This window comes from Pseudomonas sp. AGC41 (assembly GCF_057334555.1).
In genome coordinates this window covers 121,864-138,778 of the sequence record NZ_JBHFJB010000117.1, presented here as the reverse complement: position 1 = coordinate 138,778, position 16,915 = coordinate 121,864, and the positions used below count along the sequence as shown (strand labels likewise).

General features: G+C 62.8%; 19 protein-coding genes. 8 read left to right on the top strand and 11 right to left on the bottom strand.

Annotated features, from left to right (window positions below; translation table 11 throughout):
• Positions 1-55: 55 nt before the first annotated feature.
• Genes ACE04F_RS20850 through ACE04F_RS20835 form a run of 4 tightly spaced genes read right to left on the bottom strand, consistent with a single transcriptional unit; the run spans position 56 to position 4,531 of the window.
• Complete coding sequence (locus ACE04F_RS20850; protein ID WP_486109614.1) at positions 56-1,060, bottom strand: hydrolase; 1,005 nt, start codon at positions 1,058-1,060, stop codon at positions 56-58.
• Between the two features lie 21 nt (positions 1,061-1,081).
• Entirely contained in the window at positions 1,082-1,693 is a 612-nt protein-coding gene (gene rsmD / locus ACE04F_RS20845) for a 16S rRNA (guanine(966)-N(2))-methyltransferase RsmD (RefSeq protein WP_486109612.1), read from the bottom strand.
• The gene (locus tag ACE04F_RS20840) at positions 1,693-3,183 is read right to left on the bottom strand and encodes a M16 family metallopeptidase (RefSeq protein ID WP_486109610.1); all 1,491 of its coding nucleotides are present in this window, start codon (positions 3,181-3,183) and stop codon (positions 1,693-1,695) included. Before ACE04F_RS20840 ends, rsmD begins: the two co-directional genes overlap by 1 nt.
• Positions 3,176-4,531, bottom strand: coding sequence for a M16 family metallopeptidase (locus tag ACE04F_RS20835; RefSeq protein ID WP_486109608.1), 1,356 nt, complete (start codon positions 4,529-4,531; stop codon positions 3,176-3,178). Before ACE04F_RS20835 ends, ACE04F_RS20840 begins: the two co-directional genes overlap by 8 nt.
• 343 nt (positions 4,532-4,874) lie before the next feature.
• On the opposite strand from ACE04F_RS20835, the gene ftsY reads away from it, so the two are divergent.
• The 4 genes from ftsY to rpoH all read left to right on the top strand — a co-directional run bounded on the left by ftsY (position 4,875) and on the right by rpoH (position 8,962).
• On the top strand, positions 4,875-6,308 hold the full coding sequence (gene ftsY, locus ACE04F_RS20830; protein WP_486109606.1) for a signal recognition particle-docking protein FtsY: 1,434 nt from the start codon (positions 4,875-4,877) through the stop codon (positions 6,306-6,308).
• Entirely contained in the window at positions 6,305-6,976 is a 672-nt protein-coding gene (ftsE, locus tag ACE04F_RS20825) for a cell division ATP-binding protein FtsE (RefSeq protein WP_024778908.1), read from the top strand. Before ftsY ends, ftsE begins: the two co-directional genes overlap by 4 nt.
• Complete coding sequence (ftsX, locus tag ACE04F_RS20820; RefSeq protein ID WP_486109604.1) at positions 6,973-7,995, top strand: permease-like cell division protein FtsX; 1,023 nt, start codon at positions 6,973-6,975, stop codon at positions 7,993-7,995. The genes ftsE and ftsX overlap by 4 nt, the downstream gene beginning before the upstream one ends.
• A gap of 112 nt (positions 7,996-8,107) precedes the next feature.
• A complete protein-coding gene (rpoH, locus tag ACE04F_RS20815) occupies positions 8,108-8,962 on the top strand; it encodes an RNA polymerase sigma factor RpoH (RefSeq protein ID WP_305498153.1) in 855 nt (284 codons plus the stop codon).
• 195 nt (positions 8,963-9,157) lie between these two features.
• Here the strand turns inward: rpoH and mtgA are convergent, their stop codons facing one another.
• Positions 9,158-9,880 (bottom strand): monofunctional biosynthetic peptidoglycan transglycosylase, encoded by a 723-nt coding sequence (gene mtgA / locus ACE04F_RS20810; RefSeq protein WP_486109602.1) that lies wholly within the window; start codon positions 9,878-9,880, stop codon positions 9,158-9,160.
• Positions 9,881-9,953: 73 nt separating this feature from the next.
• Between mtgA and ACE04F_RS20805 the strand changes: the two genes are divergently transcribed.
• The 4 genes from ACE04F_RS20805 to trmB all read left to right on the top strand — a co-directional run bounded on the left by ACE04F_RS20805 (position 9,954) and on the right by trmB (position 12,199).
• Positions 9,954-10,325: a DUF423 domain-containing protein gene (locus tag ACE04F_RS20805; RefSeq protein ID WP_486109600.1), complete on the top strand. Its 372-nt coding sequence runs from the start codon at positions 9,954-9,956 to the stop codon at positions 10,323-10,325.
• 90 nt (positions 10,326-10,415) lie between these two features.
• Positions 10,416-10,616, top strand: a complete 201-nt coding sequence (thiS, locus tag ACE04F_RS20800) for a sulfur carrier protein ThiS (protein ID WP_434654957.1) — start codon at positions 10,416-10,418, stop codon at positions 10,614-10,616.
• 53 nt (positions 10,617-10,669) lie between these two features.
• Entirely contained in the window at positions 10,670-11,464 is a 795-nt protein-coding gene (locus tag ACE04F_RS20795) for a thiazole synthase (protein ID WP_305498159.1), read from the top strand.
• A gap of 9 nt (positions 11,465-11,473) precedes the next feature.
• A complete protein-coding gene (trmB, locus tag ACE04F_RS20790) occupies positions 11,474-12,199 on the top strand; it encodes a tRNA (guanosine(46)-N7)-methyltransferase TrmB (RefSeq protein WP_486109597.1) in 726 nt (241 codons plus the stop codon).
• 132 nt (positions 12,200-12,331) lie between these two features.
• On the opposite strand, the gene ACE04F_RS20785 is transcribed toward trmB, so the two are convergent.
• From ACE04F_RS20785 to metX, 6 genes are read right to left on the bottom strand one after another with little or no spacing between them, the layout of a single operon-like run.
• Positions 12,332-12,655 carry a DUF3392 domain-containing protein gene (locus tag ACE04F_RS20785; protein WP_014340681.1) on the bottom strand — a complete coding sequence of 108 codons (324 nt, stop codon included), beginning with the start codon at positions 12,653-12,655 and terminating at the stop codon, positions 12,332-12,334.
• Positions 12,656-12,673: 18 nt separating this feature from the next.
• Entirely contained in the window at positions 12,674-13,873 is a 1,200-nt protein-coding gene (gene hemW, locus ACE04F_RS20780) for a radical SAM family heme chaperone HemW (RefSeq protein WP_486109595.1), read from the bottom strand.
• Positions 13,870-14,466, bottom strand: coding sequence for an RdgB/HAM1 family non-canonical purine NTP pyrophosphatase (gene rdgB / locus ACE04F_RS20775; RefSeq protein WP_305498163.1), 597 nt, complete (start codon positions 14,464-14,466; stop codon positions 13,870-13,872). Before rdgB ends, hemW begins: the two co-directional genes overlap by 4 nt.
• A complete protein-coding gene (locus ACE04F_RS20770; RefSeq protein WP_305498164.1) occupies positions 14,463-14,897 on the bottom strand; it encodes a DUF4426 domain-containing protein in 435 nt (144 codons plus the stop codon). The genes rdgB and ACE04F_RS20770 overlap by 4 nt, the downstream gene beginning before the upstream one ends.
• Before the next feature lie 26 nt (positions 14,898-14,923).
• Entirely contained in the window at positions 14,924-15,544 is a 621-nt protein-coding gene (gene metW, locus ACE04F_RS20765) for a methionine biosynthesis protein MetW (RefSeq protein ID WP_486109592.1), read from the bottom strand.
• A gap of 7 nt (positions 15,545-15,551) precedes the next feature.
• Positions 15,552-16,691, bottom strand: a complete 1,140-nt coding sequence (metX, locus tag ACE04F_RS20760) for a homoserine O-succinyltransferase MetX (protein ID WP_486109590.1) — start codon at positions 16,689-16,691, stop codon at positions 15,552-15,554.
• Between the last annotated feature and the right edge of the window lie 224 nt (positions 16,692-16,915).

Here is a 16,915-nt window from a genome sequence, read left to right as displayed (position 1 = left end):
CCCCCCCCCCCCCCCCCCCCCCCCCCCACAGGGGATCTCCTTTGCCTGCGAATCGTCACGAGTGGCCCAGGCTTGCCAGCCAATCGGGAATTCGGCGTTCCAGGTAATAGCCCGGGCGCCGCAGGGTTCCGTCGACAAATCCGACATGCCCGCCACGCCGGTGCAGTTCCAGGTGGGTCGAGGCCGATAACTCGCCGGGTTCGGGCAGGCTGTGGGGGAATACAAAAGGGTCGTCGGCGGCCTGGATGACCAGCGTCGGTGTACTGATGCCTGCCATGAAATAGCGGCTGGACGCGCGCCGATAGTAATCCGCTGCGTCGGAAAAACCGTGCAGCGGCGCCGTCACCCGGCCGTCGAAATCCCAGAAGGTGCGCATGTTGTCCAGCGAGCCGAGCGCTGCCAGGGCCGCGAGCCCTTCGTCGCGTCCGTCATGCTGGAACTGGCGTTGCTTGTTGCGCACGTAGGCGACCATCTCCCGCATGAAGTGCGCCTGATAGAACCTGGAAAAGCCCTGCCCGATGCGGTCGGCGCACTGATCCAGGCGAAACGGTACCGAGACCGCCACTGCGCCTAGCAACTGGCTGTCGCTGCCGGCTTCCCCCAAATGCTTGAGCAGCACATTTCCGCCCAGCGAATAGCCCACCGCAAACAGCGGCGCCAAGGGGCGTCGGGCCCGCAGATGGGCGATAGCCGCGGCGAGGTCTTCGCTGGCGCCGGAGTGATAACTGCGGGCCAGCAGGTTCGGCTCGCCCGAGCAACCCCGCCAGTTCAGGGCGACGCTGGCCCAGCCTTGAGCATCGAGCGCGCGTTGCAGGCCGGCCACGTAGGGTGAATTGGAGGAGCCGGTCAGCCCATGAAGCACCAGCACCAGCGGTGCTTCGGCGCTATGTGGGCCATGCCAGTCGAGGTCGAGGAAATCACCATCGTCCAGCCAGAAGCGCTCACGTTCGCGATCGATGTGAACGGTTTTACGCCACAACGGCCCCCACAAGGTCTGCAAGTGCGGATTGCCAAGGCCCGGGGCGGGTATGAAACATTCAGGTGTGCAGGACACGATCATTCTCGGTGCACGGTCAGCTGTTCAGCCAACGGCCTCTGCCGTACGTTGCCACAAGGCGTAATACACCCGTCCGGATTTCTGCTCGCGGTGCAGGCGCCAATTGGCCGGCAAGCCGAGGGTCGAAGGGGCGGTCTCGCTTTCAGTGTAGACCCACGCATCGTCGGCCAGCCATTGCCGTTCCTCGAGCAACGCGCAGACGGCCGGCAACAGGTTCTGGTTGAACGGCGGGTCGAGGAACACCAGGTCGAAAGGTGTCGCGGGCTGGCTGTCCAGATAGCGCAGCGCATCCGCCGTCTGCACCTGGCCGACGGTGCAACGCAACGTGCCCAGGTGTTCTTTCAGGCTCGAGACCGCCAGGCTGCTGGCGTCCAGCGCCTGGCCCATGGCGGCGCCACGGGACAGCGCCTCGAGAAACAGTGCGCCGCTGCCGGCAAACGGGTCGAGCACCTTGGCGCCGGCCACGTAGGGCGCGAGCCAGTTGAACAGAGTCTCGCGCACCCGGTCCGGCGTCGGCCGCAGGCCCGGGGCATCGGGGAAGCTCAGGCGCCGGCTGCGCCACTCGCCGCCGATGATGCGCAACTGGTTAACCCCGTTGTGCGCGGGTTTCTTGCTGGAATTGGATGGACGGGCCATTAATGCTCCGGAACCCCGAGCGGCTGCTCGGCAGGTTTGTCAGTGGGGGCCGGCAACGGCTTTTGCGGTACGGTCGGGCCAGCGGTGACGATGACCATCTTGTCGGTGCTCAGGTGTTTGTTCAGCGCGGTCCTGACCTGCTCGACCGTCAGCGCCTGGGACTGGCGCATGAAATCCTCCAGGTAGCTCAGCGGCAAATCATAGAAACCCATTGCGCCGAGCTGACCGACGATGTCGGCGTTGCTCGCGGTCGACAGCGGGAAGCTGCCCGCCAGCTCGCGCTTGGCATCGTCGAGCTCCTTCTGGGTCGGGCCGTTCTTGAGGTAATCGGCGAACACATCCTGGACCAGCTTCAACGTGCCTTCGCTCATCTCGGCACGGGTCTGCAGACTGATCATGAACGGACCGCGAGCTTGCATCGCTGTGAAGCCGGAGTAGACGCCATAGGTCAGGCCGCGTTTTTCCCGGACCTCGGTCATCAGCCGCGTGCCGAAGCCGCCGCCGCCGAGGATCTGGTTGCCCATCGACACGGCGGCATAGTCCGGATCGTCGCGGTCGACGCCCAGTTGGGCGAGCATCAGGTTGGTCTGCTTGGAGGGGAACTCGATATGGTGGACGCTCGCTTTCGGCTCCACCGGTGGCGGTGTTTTCGCCAGGGCCGGGCCCTTGGGCAGTGCGGCGGATATCTGGCTGGCAATGGCTTCGGCCTCGGCACGGGACAGATCGCCCACCAGGGCGATCACCGCGTTGCCTGCGGCATAGGCCTTGGCATGGAAGGCTCGGGCCTGGGCCAGGGTAATCGGCGGGATGCTCTGTGCGGTGCCGTCGCTGGAGTGCGCATACGGATGGTCGCCGTACAGGCGCTTCATCAGTTCCAGGCCCGCCAGCTTGCCGGGGTTCTGCTTCTGGTACTCGAAACCGGCGAGCATCTGGTTCTTGATGCGCGCGAAGGAGTCGGCGGGGAAGGTCGGCTGGCCAACGACTTCGGCAAACAGCTTCAACGCCGGCTCGCGCTTGTCGGCTGCGCTGAGACTGCGCAACGACGCCACGGCCATGTCCCGGAAGGCGCCGTTGCCAAAATCGGCGCCAAGGCTTTCAAAACCTTCGGCGATGGCACTGACGTCCTTACCCGCCACGCCTTCGTTGAGCATGGCGTTGGTCAACTGCGCCAGGCCCGGTGCGTCGCCGTCCTGGCTGCTGCCAGCGGCGAAGGTCAGGCGCAGGTCGAACATCGGTAATTCGCGAGCTTCGACGAACAGCACTTTGGCGCCGTCGGCGGTTTTCCAGGTCTGCACGTCGAGCTGGCGATGGCTGGGCGCCTTGCCGTCCAGTTCAGCCAGCGATTGCAGCTTGTTGCCGGACTTGGCCTTGTCCAGGGCCTGGCTGGCGTTGGAGCTGGTCGAGGGCGAAAAGTAAAAGGCCAGCGCGCCGACCACGGCGATCAATACCAGGCCGATCAGCACCAGGCGCGGTGATTTGCGCTCACTCATGAGCTTTCTCCTCGGGCAGGACATGCGCGACGCTCAGGCGCGAGCGGGTGAAATACGACTGGGCTGCCTTCTGGATATCCTGCGGGGTCACGCTTTGCAGTTCGGCGAGCTCGGTGTCCATCAGCTTCCAGGACAGGCCGACCGTTTCCAGCTGGCCGATAGCGGTGGCCTGGCTGGTGATGGAGTCGCGCTCATACACCAGGCCGGCGATCACCTGGGCGCGGACGCGCTCCAGTTCCTCGGCGGTGGGAGCGGTGCTCTTCAGTTGTTCGAGCAGGCGCCACAACCCTGCCTCGGCCTCGGCGAGGGTCTTGTTTTTCTGCGTGTTGGGTGTCGCCGACAGGGTGAACAGCGTATCGCCACGGGTGTAGGCGTCGTAGCTCGACGAGCCGCCGGACACCAATTCTTCGCCGCGCTCCAGCTGGGCCGGGATCCGCCCGCTGTAACCGCCGTCCAGCAGTGCGGAAATCAGCCGCAAGGCGTTGACTGGGACTTTGTCGGTGGCCGTGGCGATGCTCGGCACGTTGAATGCGAGCATGACGCTCGGCAGTTGGGTCTGTACATGCAGGGTGATCTTGCGCTCGCCGGGCTCGGCCAGCTCCAAGGGGATTTTCGCCGCCGGCACGGCGCGCCGGGCAATCGGGCCGAAATAGCGCTGGGCCAGGGCCTTGACCTCGTCTGGTGTCACGTCGCCGACCACTACCAGGGTCGCATTGTTCGGTGCATACCAGGATTCGTACCAGTGGCGCAGCTCCTCGACCTTCATCCGGTCCAGGTCGGCCATCCAGCCGATGGTCGGCGTGTGGTAGCCGCTGGCCGGGTACGCCATGGCCTTGAACCGTTCATAGGCCTTGGACATGGGCTTGTCATCGGTGCGCATGCGGCGCTCTTCCTTGATGACCTCGATCTCGCGGCTGAACTCCTCCGGTGGCAAGCGCAGGCTGGCCATGCGGTCGGCTTCGAGCTCGAAGGCCACGCCCAGGCGATCCCGGGCCAGTACCTGGTAATAGGCGGTGAAGTCGTCGCTGGTGAAAGCGTTCTCCTCGGCGCCAAGGTCGCGCAGGATCAGCGACGCTTCGCCAGGCCCGACTTTCTCGCTGCCCTTGAACATCATGTGCTCCAAGGCGTGGGACAGACCGGTCTGGCCCGGCGTCTCATAGCTGGAGCCCACCTTGTACCAGACCTGGGACACGACCACCGGAGCCCGGTGATCCTCGCGCACGACGACCTTCAGACCGTTGTCGAGGGTAAATTCATGGGTAGGTTGCGGGTCGGCAGCAAGGGCGGAAAAGGGCAGACAAACTGTGCTGAGCAGCAGGCCTGCGGCGCGGCGGGCAAGAGCATTCATTCGTGTTTAAACCTGTTGGACTGCCCGCTTGGCCTTAGCCTCGGCGGGCGAGGAGGTGCTAGGATACTGATCCGTTTTACTGGCGGCCACGCCTATCGGGCCTTTTATCGGCTCGTGGCTGTTTGGATTTGCGGAAGAAGCCTCGGGTTTATCTGCCGTTCCCGATGTTTTCGCCGAAAATGTCCCACCAGTCCTTCGAAAAAAGCGACTTGAGTTGTCCGCGAGACAACTCTACAAAATGTTGCGCGTGAACAAGCTGGATGAAACGCAGTCTGTTCAGCATCGAATATTCATCACCGAGGCGCCTGCCTGGCGCGTCGCTACCGTGAGATAGCCGTCCTCCATGTTTGGTTCCAACGACGACAAGAAGACCCCAGCTGCCGCTGGCGAGAAAAAAGGCCTGTTCGGATGGCTGCGCAAGAAGCCGCAGGAAACCGTCGTCGAGCAGCCGCAACTGCCGCCTGAGCCGTCCGCCGAGATTGTGGCCGAGACCGCGGCAGAAGAGACCGCGCCGATCGTCCTGCCGATTGCCGAACCGGTGCTGCAGCCGGTCGAGCCTGAGGTTGCCGCCGAGCCGGTTGCCGAGCAGCCGCTGACCCCGCCCGCCGGGCAAACGCCCTGGCTGACCTTGCCCGTGGCCGAAGAACCGGTCGCGCTGGTCGAGGACGAGCAGGCTGCGCATGTCACCCCAGCGATTCCGGCATCGACGCAACCGGTCGAGGCGCCCATTGCCGAGACACCGGTTGTCGTTGCGCCTGCAACTCCTGAGCCCGCCCCTGAGCCAGAGCCTGTAACGGCTGAGGTTCCGGCTCTGGTCGAGCCGCCGCGCAGCGCCGAAGAAAACAAAGTCGGCTTCTTCGCCCGCCTCAAGCAGGGCCTGTCCAAGACCAGCGCCAGCATTGGCGAAGGCATGGCCAGTCTGTTCCTCGGTAAGAAGGTCATCGATGACGAGCTGCTGGAAGACATCGAGACCCGTCTGCTGACCGCCGATGTCGGCGTCGAGGCCACTTCCGTCATCATCCAGAGCCTGACCCAGAAGGTCGCGCGCAAGCAGCTCACCGATGCCGACGCGTTGTACAAATCCCTGCAAGGCGAACTGACCAGCCTGCTCAAGCCGGTGGAAAAGCCGCTGGTGGTTGCTTCGCAGAACAAGCCGTTCGTGATTCTGGTCGTCGGTGTCAACGGCGCCGGCAAGACCACCACCATCGGCAAGCTGGCGAAGAAGCTTCAGCTCGAAGGCAAAAAAGTCATGCTCGCGGCGGGTGACACCTTCCGCGCCGCCGCGGTAGAACAGCTGCAGGTGTGGGGCGAGCGCAACAAGATCCCGGTGATTGCCCAGCACACGGGTGCGGACTCCGCCTCGGTGATTTTCGACGCCGTGCAGGCCGCCAAGGCCCGTGGCATCGACGTGTTGATCGCCGATACGGCCGGGCGCCTGCACACCAAAGACAACCTGATGGAAGAGTTGAAGAAGGTTCGCAGGGTCATCGGCAAGCTCGATGCCGAGGCGCCTCATGAGGTGCTGCTGGTGCTGGACGCTGGCACCGGCCAGAACGCCATCAACCAGGCCAAGCAGTTTAACCAGACGGTCGAACTGACCGGGCTGGCCCTGACCAAGCTGGACGGCACCGCCAAGGGCGGGGTGATCTTCGCCCTGGCCAAGCAATTCGGCTTGCCGATTCGTTACATCGGCGTGGGCGAGGGCATCGACGACTTGCGCACCTTTGAAGCCGAGCCTTTTGTCCAGGCACTGTTTGCCGAGCGGGAGCATTCATGATTCGTTTCGAACAGGTCGGTAAACGCTATCCGAACGGTCACGTCGGCTTGCATGAGCTGAGCTTTCGGGTCCGTCGGGGCGAGTTTCTGTTTGTCACTGGCCATTCTGGCGCCGGTAAAAGTACCTTGCTGCGCCTGTTGCTGGCGATGGAGCGGCCCACCACCGGCAAGCTGCTGCTGGCCGGCCAGGACCTGAGCACCATCAGCAATGCCCAGATTCCCTATCTGCGACGGCAGATCGGTGTGGTGTTCCAGAACCACCAGTTGCTGTTCGATCGCACGGTTTTCAATAACGTGGCGCTGCCGTTGCAGATCCTCGGGCTGTCCAAGGCCGAGATCAACAAGCGCGTGGACTCGGCACTGGAGCGTGTGGCGCTGTCGGACAAGACCGACCTGTATCCGGGCGACCTGTCCACTGGCCAGCAACAGCGCGTCGGTATCGCCCGCGCGATCGTTCACCGTCCGGCCTTGCTGCTGGCGGATGAACCCACCGGTAACCTCGACCCGCGACTGGCGGCGGAAATCATGGGCGTATTCGAAGATATCAACCGTTTGGGCACCAGTGTGCTGATCGCCAGTCACGACCTGGCTCTGATCGCACGCATGCGTCATCGCATGCTCACCTTGCAGCGCGGTCGACTGATCGGCGACGGGGAGGCGGGTGTATGAGCGCAACCCGTAGCCCGAAAGTGGCCGAGCGCGTGGCTCCCAAGGCCTCCGACCCGCAGCCGCAGAAAAAGAAACGCGACGATGACGACGGCCCGGATTTCGCCACGCTGCTGCACGCCTGGATCGAAAGCCATCGCGCCAGCCTGATCGACAGCCTGCGGCGCCTTGGCAAGCAGCCCATCGGCAGCTTCTTCACCTGCATGGTGATGGCGGTGGCCCTGAGCCTGCCCATGGGCCTGTCATTACTGCTTAATAATGTCGAGCGCCTGGGCGGCTCCTGGCAGCGCGCGGCGCAGATTTCTCTTTATCTGCAACTGGACGCGACACCGGGCGAAGGCCAGGCATTACGCGAGCAGATCAAGGCCATGCCGGGCGTGGCCGATGCCGAATACGTCGGGCGCGAGCAGGCGCTCGAAGAGTTCCAACAACAGTCCGGCCTGGGCGAGGCCCTCAAGGAACTGCCGGAAAATCCGCTGCCAGGCGTGGTGCTGGTGACCCCGAACGAGGTCGACAAGCCCACCCTTGAAGCATTAAGACAAAGACTTTCCGAATTGCCGAAGGTACAACAGGCCCAACTTGATCTAGTCTGGGTCGAGCGTCTTGCGGCGATACTCAAGCTCGGCGACCGGTTTGTCTTTGGTCTGACGGTGCTTCTGGTTTCTGCATTACTTTTGGTGATAGGCAATACCATTCGTCTTCATATTGAAAACCGCCGCACAGAGATAGAAGTGATTAAACTCGTCGGCGGTACGGACAGTTATGTTCGCAGGCCCTTCCTTTACATGGGGGCGCTGTATGGCTTCGGTGCCGGGATCCTGTCCTGGGGCGTATTGGCGTTCGGCCTGGATTGGCTGAACGATGCGGTAGTGGGATTGGCCGGTTTGTACGGCAGTGATTTTTCGCTGGCCGGTGTGCCAGTCGCCGACGGCGTGTCGCTCTTGCTTGGCGCGGTGCTGTTGGGTTATATCGGTGCATGGATTGCGGTAGCACGCCACCTGCGTGAGCTTGCTCCAAAATAGTATTTTTTGCGCGCATTGACCTTTCAGTTTTTGTGGGAACTTGTCCAACGGTTCCCGGTCAATTTTCGCAGTGCTGAACTGCACGAGTTATGTGAGTCGGAGGTTTTTTCGTATGACCACTTCTTTGCAACCTGCTTATGCTCTAGTCCCGGGTGCGAACCTTGAGGCCTATGTGCACACGGTGAACAGCATTCCATTGCTGACGCCCGAGCAGGAGCGTGAACTGGCCGAGAGTCTCTATTATGAGCAGGATCTTGAGGCGGCTCGGCAGATGGTGCTCGCCCACCTGCGATTTGTCGTACATATCGCCCGCAGCTATTCCGGCTACGGGCTGGCCCAGGCCGACCTGATCCAGGAAGGCAACGTCGGCCTGATGAAGGCGGTCAAGCGGTTCAACCCGGAAATGGGCGTGCGGCTGGTGTCGTTCGCCGTGCACTGGATCAAGGCGGAAATCCACGAGTTCATCCTGCGCAACTGGCGCATCGTGAAAGTCGCGACCACCAAGGCCCAGCGCAAGCTGTTCTTCAACCTGCGCAGCCAGAAGAAACGCCTGGCCTGGCTGAACAATGAAGAAGTCAATCGCGTGGCGGAAAGCCTGGGCGTAGAGCCCCGCGAAGTGCGCGAGATGGAAAGTCGTCTGACCGGCCATGACATGGCCTTCGACCCGGCCGCCGAAGCCGACGACGACAGCGCTTTCCAATCGCCGGCCAACTACCTGGAAGACCACCGGTACGACCCGGCGCGTCAACTGGAAGACGCCGACTGGAGCGACAACTCCAACACCAACCTGCACGAAGCGTTGGAAGTGCTGGATGCGCGCAGCCGTGACATTCTTTACCAGCGCTGGCTGGCTGAAGAGAAGGCCACGCTGCACGACCTGGCGCAGAAGTATAACGTGTCGGCCGAGCGAATTCGTCAGCTTGAGAAGAGCGCGATGAACAAGCTCAAGGTGTCGATCGCGGCTTGACCCGTGGTACCGGCATGAAAAAACGCCCCGATCAGCGATGATCGGGGCGTTTTTTATGTGTGATGCTGGACTCGATGCGGCCTATTGTGGGAGCGAGCCTGCTCGCGAGTGCGGTGTGTCAGCCTACATTTATGTTTCTGATACCCAGCATGCGCGAGCAGGCTCGCTCCCACAGTGGATCTTCAGCGTTCTTGACTACTGAGCCCACGGCGCGCGACGCGCGCGGTCGAGCTCCAGCAGATAACCATCACCGCCCAACTGGCTCATCTGCTGCCGGATCCAGCTGGCGCGCCGCAGTATATAGGGGCTTGGCCGGCTGGCACTCCAGACCCGCGGGTTGGGCAGTACCGCCGCCAGCAGGCTGGCCTGTTGCCGGGACAAGGTGCCGGCGCCCACTCGGAAGTGATGCCGCGCGGCGGCTTCAGCGCCGAACACGCCGTCGTCCCACTCGACACTGTTGAGGTACACCTCAAGAATCCGTTGCTTGGGCCAGAACACTTCGATCAGCGCGGTGAACCACGCCTCCAGCCCCTTGCGCAGCCAGCTGCGGCCCGACCACAGGAACAGGTTCTTGGAGACTTGCTGGCTGAGGGTACTGGCGCCGCGAATCGAGCCGCCGCGCCCGTTATGGGCAAACGCTGCCTGGATCGCGCCGATGTCGAAGCCCCAGTGCTCGGGAAACTTCTGATCCTCGCCGGCAATCACCGCAATCTTGAGGTTATTGGAGATCTGGTCCCAGGGCTGCCAGTCGCGCTGCAGGTCGATCGGCTCGCCGCCGAACCAGGATTCAATCTTGCGCTCGATCATCAGCGCGGTGAACGGTGGCGGTACCACGCGAAACAGCAGCACCAGCGCAACGCTGCCGACGGCGAACCAGAGCAGGGCTTTAACGAATCGTCGAAACAATGTACGCAGCATAGAGATGGCTTGGCCGAACCCGTCGAGCGGGCCATTATACAGACCCTGTCCCCCGAGTCTGACTGGAGTTCCCATGTTGCGTAGCTTTCTGATGCTGGCGGCTTTTTTCGGTTTCACCGGCGTAGCGCTGGGAGCATTCGCCGCCCATGGTCTGAAAAGCCGTCTGAGCGCTGATTACCTGGCGATTTTCCACACCGGCGTCACCTATCAACTGGTGCACACCCTGGCGCTGTTCGGCGTCGCATTGCTGGCCACGCACATTCCCGGGCGTATCGTCACCTGGGCCGGTATTTCCTTTGTCATCGGTATCCTGTTGTTCTCTGGCAGCCTGTATCTGTTGACGCTCACGGGAATCAGCAAGCTGGGCATCATCACGCCGTTCGGTGGTGTGGCGTTTCTCATCGGCTGGTTGTGCCTGGGGCTGGCCGCCTGGCGGTTGAGCTGACCGGCTGGTCCATTTCATGACGAATGGCTTGGGTCGTCCAGACTGATCGGGCTAGAATGCCAGCCCCTAAAAATGATGGCGGCATCCGGCATGCGCATTCAGTTGAACGGCGAACCCCTTGAACTGCCCGACGGCGAAACCGTCGCGGCCCTGCTGACCCGTCTGGAACTCACCGGACGCCGCGTCGCGGTGGAGCTCAACCTGGATATCGTCCCGCGCAGCCAGCACGCCGACACCATGTTGAACGACGGCGACAGTGTCGAAGTGGTCCACGCCATCGGCGGCGGTTAGTCGCCGCGATTTCGCAGCATTCGCAAGAACCTCACCCCAACAGAGGATTTCCCATGAGCATCGTTCGTAGCGACAAGCCCTTCGTCCTGGCCGGTCGTACTTACCAGTCGCGTCTGCTGGTAGGCACCGGCAAGTACCGCGACATGGAAGAGACCCGCCAGGCCATCGAAGCCTCGGGTGCCGAGATTGTGACCGTCGCCGTGCGTCGGACCAACATTGGCCAGAATCCGGGCGAACCGAACCTGCTGGATATCCTGCCGCCGGATCGCTACACCATCCTGCCGAACACCGCCGGTTGCTTCGACGCCATCGAGGCTGTGCGCACCTGCCGCCTGGCCCGTGAGCTGCTCGACGGTCACAACCTGGTGAAGCTGGAAGTGCTGGCGGACCAGAAAACCCTGTTCCCCAACGTGATCGAAACCCTCAAGGCCGCAGAAACCCTGGTCAAGGAAGGTTTCGACGTGATGGTCTACACCAGCGATGACCCGATCATCGCTCGTCAGCTGGCGGAAATCGGCTGCATCGCGGTCATGCCGCTGGCCGGGCTGATCGGCACGGGCCTGGGGATCTGCAACCCGTACAACCTGCAGATCATCCTTGAAGAAGCGAAGATCCCGGTGCTGGTGGATGCCGGTGTCGGCACCGCCTCCGATGCCACCATTGCCATGGAACTGGGTTGTGAAGCGGTGCTGATGAACTCCGCCATCGCCCACGCCCAGCAGCCGGTGCTGATGGCCGAAGCCATGAAACACGCCATCGTTGCCGGTCGCCTGGCCTACCTGGCCGGGCGCATGCCGAAAAAACTCTATGCCAGCGCATCCTCGCCGCTGGATGGTCTGATCAAGTAAGAGCCATTGATGACTGAATCGAACGACACGCCGGTCCTGCCGGAAGAAGGCGAAGAGCGCCAGCACCGCCGCATCAAGAGTTTCGTGATGCGCGCCGGGCGCATGACTGAAGGCCAGCAACGCGGCCTGGAGCAGGGTGCGCCGTTGTATGTCCTGCCGCTGGCCGACGCGCCGGTGGACTTCGACCAGGTATTCGGCCGCTCGGCGCCACGCTCGCTGGAAATCGGCTTCGGCATGGGCCATTCGCTGCTGGAAATGGCCGCGGCCGCGCCGGACCAGGATTTCATCGGCGTGGAAGTGCACCGTCCGGGTGTTGGCGCGTTGCTCAACGGCGTACTGACTCAAGGTTTGACCAACCTGCGGGTTTACGATTGCGACGCCATCGAAGTGCTCAACCGCTGCGTGGCCGACAACAGTCTCGACCGGCTGATGCTGTTTTTCCCGGACCCGTGGCACAAGAGTCGCCACCACAAGCGCCGGATCGTCCAGGCATCGTTCGCCGAACTGGTGCGCAGCAAGTTGAAGGTCGGCGGTGTGCTGCACATGGCCACCGACTGGGAGCCGTACGCCGAGTACATGCTGGAAGTGATGAACGTCGCCCCGGGTTATCGCAACCTGGCTGAAGACGGCAAGTGCGTGCCGCGCCCAGCTGAACGGCCGATCACCAAGTTCGAGCGCCGTGGCGAACGGCTCGGGCATGGGGTGTGGGATCTGAAGTTCGAGAAGCTGTCTTAAACATCACGCAATAAAAAACTGTGGGAGCGAGCCTGCTCGCGAAGAGGGAGTAGCAGACGATGTTTTGGTCGGCTGACACACCGCTTTCGCGAGCAAGCTCGCTCCCACATTTGTTTTGTGTGATGGCCGAATTCAGCGTCGATCCGCCACGACGCCAATCAGCACCAGCACCACCAGCAACACCGGCGCGAGGCTGTAGTTGTTGAACTGGCTCAAGCCCCGGACGATCCAGGGCGTGGCGTAGATCAGCGCGGCGCCGCTGCCGATCATGCACAGCAGGGCGATCAGCGGGACGCGCAAGGCGCCGGCGATGCTGCCCAGGCGTTGTTCGACCCAGCCCTTGATGTCAGCGCCAAACAACACCAGCAGGCAGCCTACCAGTGCCAGGGAGATTTCCGACAGGTTGCTGCGGCTCCAGCGGGACACGGTGGCGAGCAGGTCGAGTACCAGATCCATTCGATTTCCTTGTTTTGATCAGCTCAGAAATTTTTGCAGCAGGTCGTTGAGAAACAGCTGTCCGCGCTCGGTCGCCGCCAGACGTGACGGTTCGACCTGCAACAACCCGCTTTGTTCGGCTTCGCGCCGGCCTTCGGCCAGGCTTTCCAGGGACAGCCCGGTGCGCTGCGGATACAGCCGCGACGGTACGCCTTCGGTGAGGCGCAGCGCGTTCATCAGGAACTCGAAAGGCAGCTCTTCGTTGGCGAGGCTCTTTTCCCCGGCCAGGAAGCGCTTGGCCGGGTTGAGGTAATCCTTCGGCAAGCGGGTCTTCCAGGTGCGTACGATGCGCCCGTCCGGATGGCTGAGCTTGCCGTGGGCACCGGCACCGATACCGATGAAGTCGCCGAAGCTCCAATAGTTGAGATTATGTCGCGCCGCCCGTCCGGGCTGGGCATAGGCCGAGACTTCGTACTGGGCGTAGCCATGCTCGGCGAGCAGCGCTTGCCCGGCTTCCTGGATGTCCCACAGCGTATCGTCTTCCGGCAAGGTCGGTGGCTGGTTCCAGAACACCGTGTTCGGCTCCAGCGTCAGCTGGTACCAGGACAGGTGGGTTGGCTTCAAGGCGATGGCCTGACGCAGGTCGCTCAAGGCGTCGTCGAGAGACTGGTCGGGCAGCCCATGCATCAGGTCCAGGTTGAAGTTGTCGAACCCTGCTTGACGGGCCATACCCGCGGCGCGCACCGCCTCGTCACCGTTGTGGATCCGCCCCAGGGCCTCGAGCTTGGGCTGTTGGAAGCTCTGGATGCCAATGGACAGGCGATTGATGCCCAACGCCCGGTAGGCGACGAATTTTTCCTGCTCGAACGTGCCGGGGTTGGCTTCCAGGGTGATTTCAATGTCGTGGGCGAACGCTATCCGCGCCTCGACACCCTTGAGCAATCGGCCGAGGGCCCGGGCGCTGAACAAACTCGGGGTGCCGCCACCAAAAAAGATCGAGCTCAACGGCCGGCCATGAACCGCGTGCAGATCCTGGTCGAGGTCGGCCAGCAGAGCGTCGACATACTCCTCTTCCGGCAACTGCGGGCTGGCGGTGTGGGAGTTGAAATCGCAATACGGGCATTTGCGCACGCACCACGGGATGTGGATGTACAGCGCCAGGGGCGGCAGCTCCGGTAGCGGCGCCCGGGGCGTTTGTACACCGCCATGAATCAGCGGTGCGGGAGCGTCGTCGATCATTGCAGGCCCAGGCGTTGACGCAGCAGGGCCATGGCGCGGGCGCGGTGGCTCAGTTGATTTTTTTCGACCGGGCCCAGCGCGGCGCTGGAACAGTTGCGCTCGGGCACCCAGAACAATGGGTCATAGCCAAAGCCGTGCTCGCCGCTGGCCTCGGTGAGGATGCGCCCGTGCCACAAGCCTTCGCAGAGGATCGGCAACGGATCGTCGGCATGACGCACAAGGGCCAGCACGCAAACGAACTGTGCGCCGCGCTCTGCTTCGGGCACGTCCTTGAGCGCTTCGAGCAGCTTGGCGTTGTTTGCCGCATCACCTTTGCCATCGGCGTAACGGGCCGAGTAGATGCCCGGCGCGCCGCCAAGGAAATCAACCGCCAGACCGGAGTCGTCGGCCAGCGCCGGCAGCCCGGAAATGCGCGCGGCATTGCGGGCCTTGAGGATGGCGTTCTCGACGAACGACAGGCCGGTTTCTTCCGGCTCGACCTGGCTGAATTCCCCGATCGAGCGCAGTTGCACCGAGCCGCCGAGCATGGCCTGGAGTTCCTTGAGTTTGCCGGCGTTGTGGCTGGCCAGCACGAGTTGGGTGAGGTTCATCATTGGCCCGGGAACAGTTCCTGGTTGAAGTTGATGGTGTTGATCTTGTCGCCAGTCTGCACCTTGATCTCGAAAGTCCGGGTTTCCTGCTGATCCACCGGATACTGGGCGATGTAGTAGATCGCGCCTGGTTCGGTAACCTGGCGGAAGGTGAGGGTGACGGTCTTGCTGGTCAGGTCCTTCACCGTGCCGCTGACCTGGGCAATCAGTGGCTTGCCACCCTTGAGCACCGAGACATTGATCACGCCCTGGTTCTTACTGCGGATCAGCTCGGCGGCCTTGGCGATGTCGGGTGTCAGGAAGGTTGAATTGAACGTGTTGTAGTGCACGGTCACGTCACCGAACACTTCCTTGCGCTCGGCCTTGATGACGTCGGCAGCCATGGCGCCCACGCTCAGGCAGGTGGTGATTAAGAACAACGCTAGACGTTTCATGTCGTGCTCCTGAAAAAGGCCGGTGCTCACACCGCGACCTTGTGGTCGGCGAGGCCCGGGCTGCTGACCCGATAGATGCCTATTTCACCTAACAGATTAGGCCATAGCTTGCTGGCCCACCCGTGGCGGTGCTGCTGGTCCACCGCCAGGCGATCGATGACCTTGGCCTTGCGTTCGCGGCACAGCTCTTCGAAATCCTCGAAAGTGCAGAAATGGATGTTCGGCGTGTTGTACCAGGTGTACGGCAGGAATTCCGAGACCGGCATCCGCCCCTTGCTCGCAAGGTACCAGCGGCAGCGCCAATGGCCGAAATTGGGGAAGGTGATGATGCACTGGCGGCCGACCCGGAGCATTTCGTCGAGGATCTTGTCCGGGTAATGCACGGCTTGCAGGGCCTGGGTCATGACCACGATGTCGAAGCTGTTGCTGGCGAAGTTGCCCAGGCCCTTGTCCAGGTCCTGCTCGATGACATTGATGCCCTTGGCCACGCACTCGGCGATGTTGTCCGGGTCGTTTTCCAGGCCGTAGCCGCTGACTTGCTTGTTGTCGCGCAGCCAGGTCAGCAGTTCGCCGTTGCCGCAGCCCAGGTCGAGCACGCGGCTGCCGGCGGGGATCCATTCCTGGATGATGTCCAGATCGGCTCTCATGGCGTCCTCACAGCGTAATACGGTTCATGTAGTTGCCGAACGCCTGCAGGTAGCGCGGGATCGGAATCAGAAAGGCGTCGTGGCCCTGGGGCGCGTCGATTTCCAGGTAGCAGACGTCCTTGCGCGCGGCCATCAGCGCGTCCACCAGTTCCCGCGAGCGGGCCGGGGAGAAACGCCAGTCGGTGGTGAACGACATCACGCAGAACCTGGCGGTGGCGTTGGCGAAGGTTTTCGCCAGGTTATCGTCGAAGTTCGCCGCCGGATCGAAGTAGTCCAGCGCCTTGGTCATCAGCAGGTAGGTGTTGGCATCGAAGCGCCCGGAGAACTCCTCGCCCTGATAGCGCAGGTAGCTTTCCACCTGGAACTCGACGCTGTGGAAATCGTAGTTGAGCTTCTCGCTCTTGAGCCCACGGCCGAATTTCTCGCCCATGGAATCGTCGGACAGGTAGGTGATGTGTCCGACCATCCGCGCCAGCATCAGCCCGCGCTTGGGAATCACGCCGTGCTCCTGGAACGAACCGCCGTGGAATTCCGGGTCGGTGAGGATGGCCTGGCGCGCCACTTCGTTGAACGCGATGTTCTGCGCCGACAGTTTGGGCGCCGAGGCGATCGCCAGGCAGTGGCGTACGCGGTCCGGGTAGGTGATGGTCCATTGCAGCGCCTGCATGCCGCCGAGGCTGCCGCCGATCACCGCCGCCCATTGGCCGATACCGAGGCGGTCGGCCAGGCGCGCCTGGCTGTGGACCCAGTCTTCCACGGTCAGCACCGGGAAATCGGCGCCGAACGGCTTGCCGGTGTCCGGGTTGATGCTGCTGGGACCGGTGGAGCCGTTGCAACCACCGAGGTTGTTCAGGCTGACCACGAAGAACTTGTTCGTGTCGATGGGCTTGCCGGGGCCGATGCAACTGTCCCACCAGCCTGGCTTTCGGTCGTCGACGCTGTGGTAGCCGGCGGCGTGGTGGTGCCCCGACAGGGCGTGGCAGATCAGCACGGCATTGCTCGCCGTGGCATTGAGGGTGCCGTAGGTTTCGTAGATCAGGTCATAGGCTGGCAACGAACGACCGCAGGCCAGGGCCAGGGGCTCGCTGAAATGCGCCATTTGCGGCGTCACCAGACCAACGGAATCGGGGGGAAAGGCAGCTGGCATCGACCCTGCTCTCGTTGAAATGAGGCGTAAGTCTAAAGACCGCTGGGGTTAGCGGCAAGCAAAGGGCGGGGCTGATTGTCCGCTGATGCAAACCCTGTGGTGACTGGATCAATCTGTGGCGAGGGAGCTTGCTCCCGCTGGGCCGGGATGGCGCTCCAGCGCGAAGCGGCCCTGAAAGCTGCCTCCCAGGACTGTCTGGACGACGGTGGCGCCTGGTTTGGGGC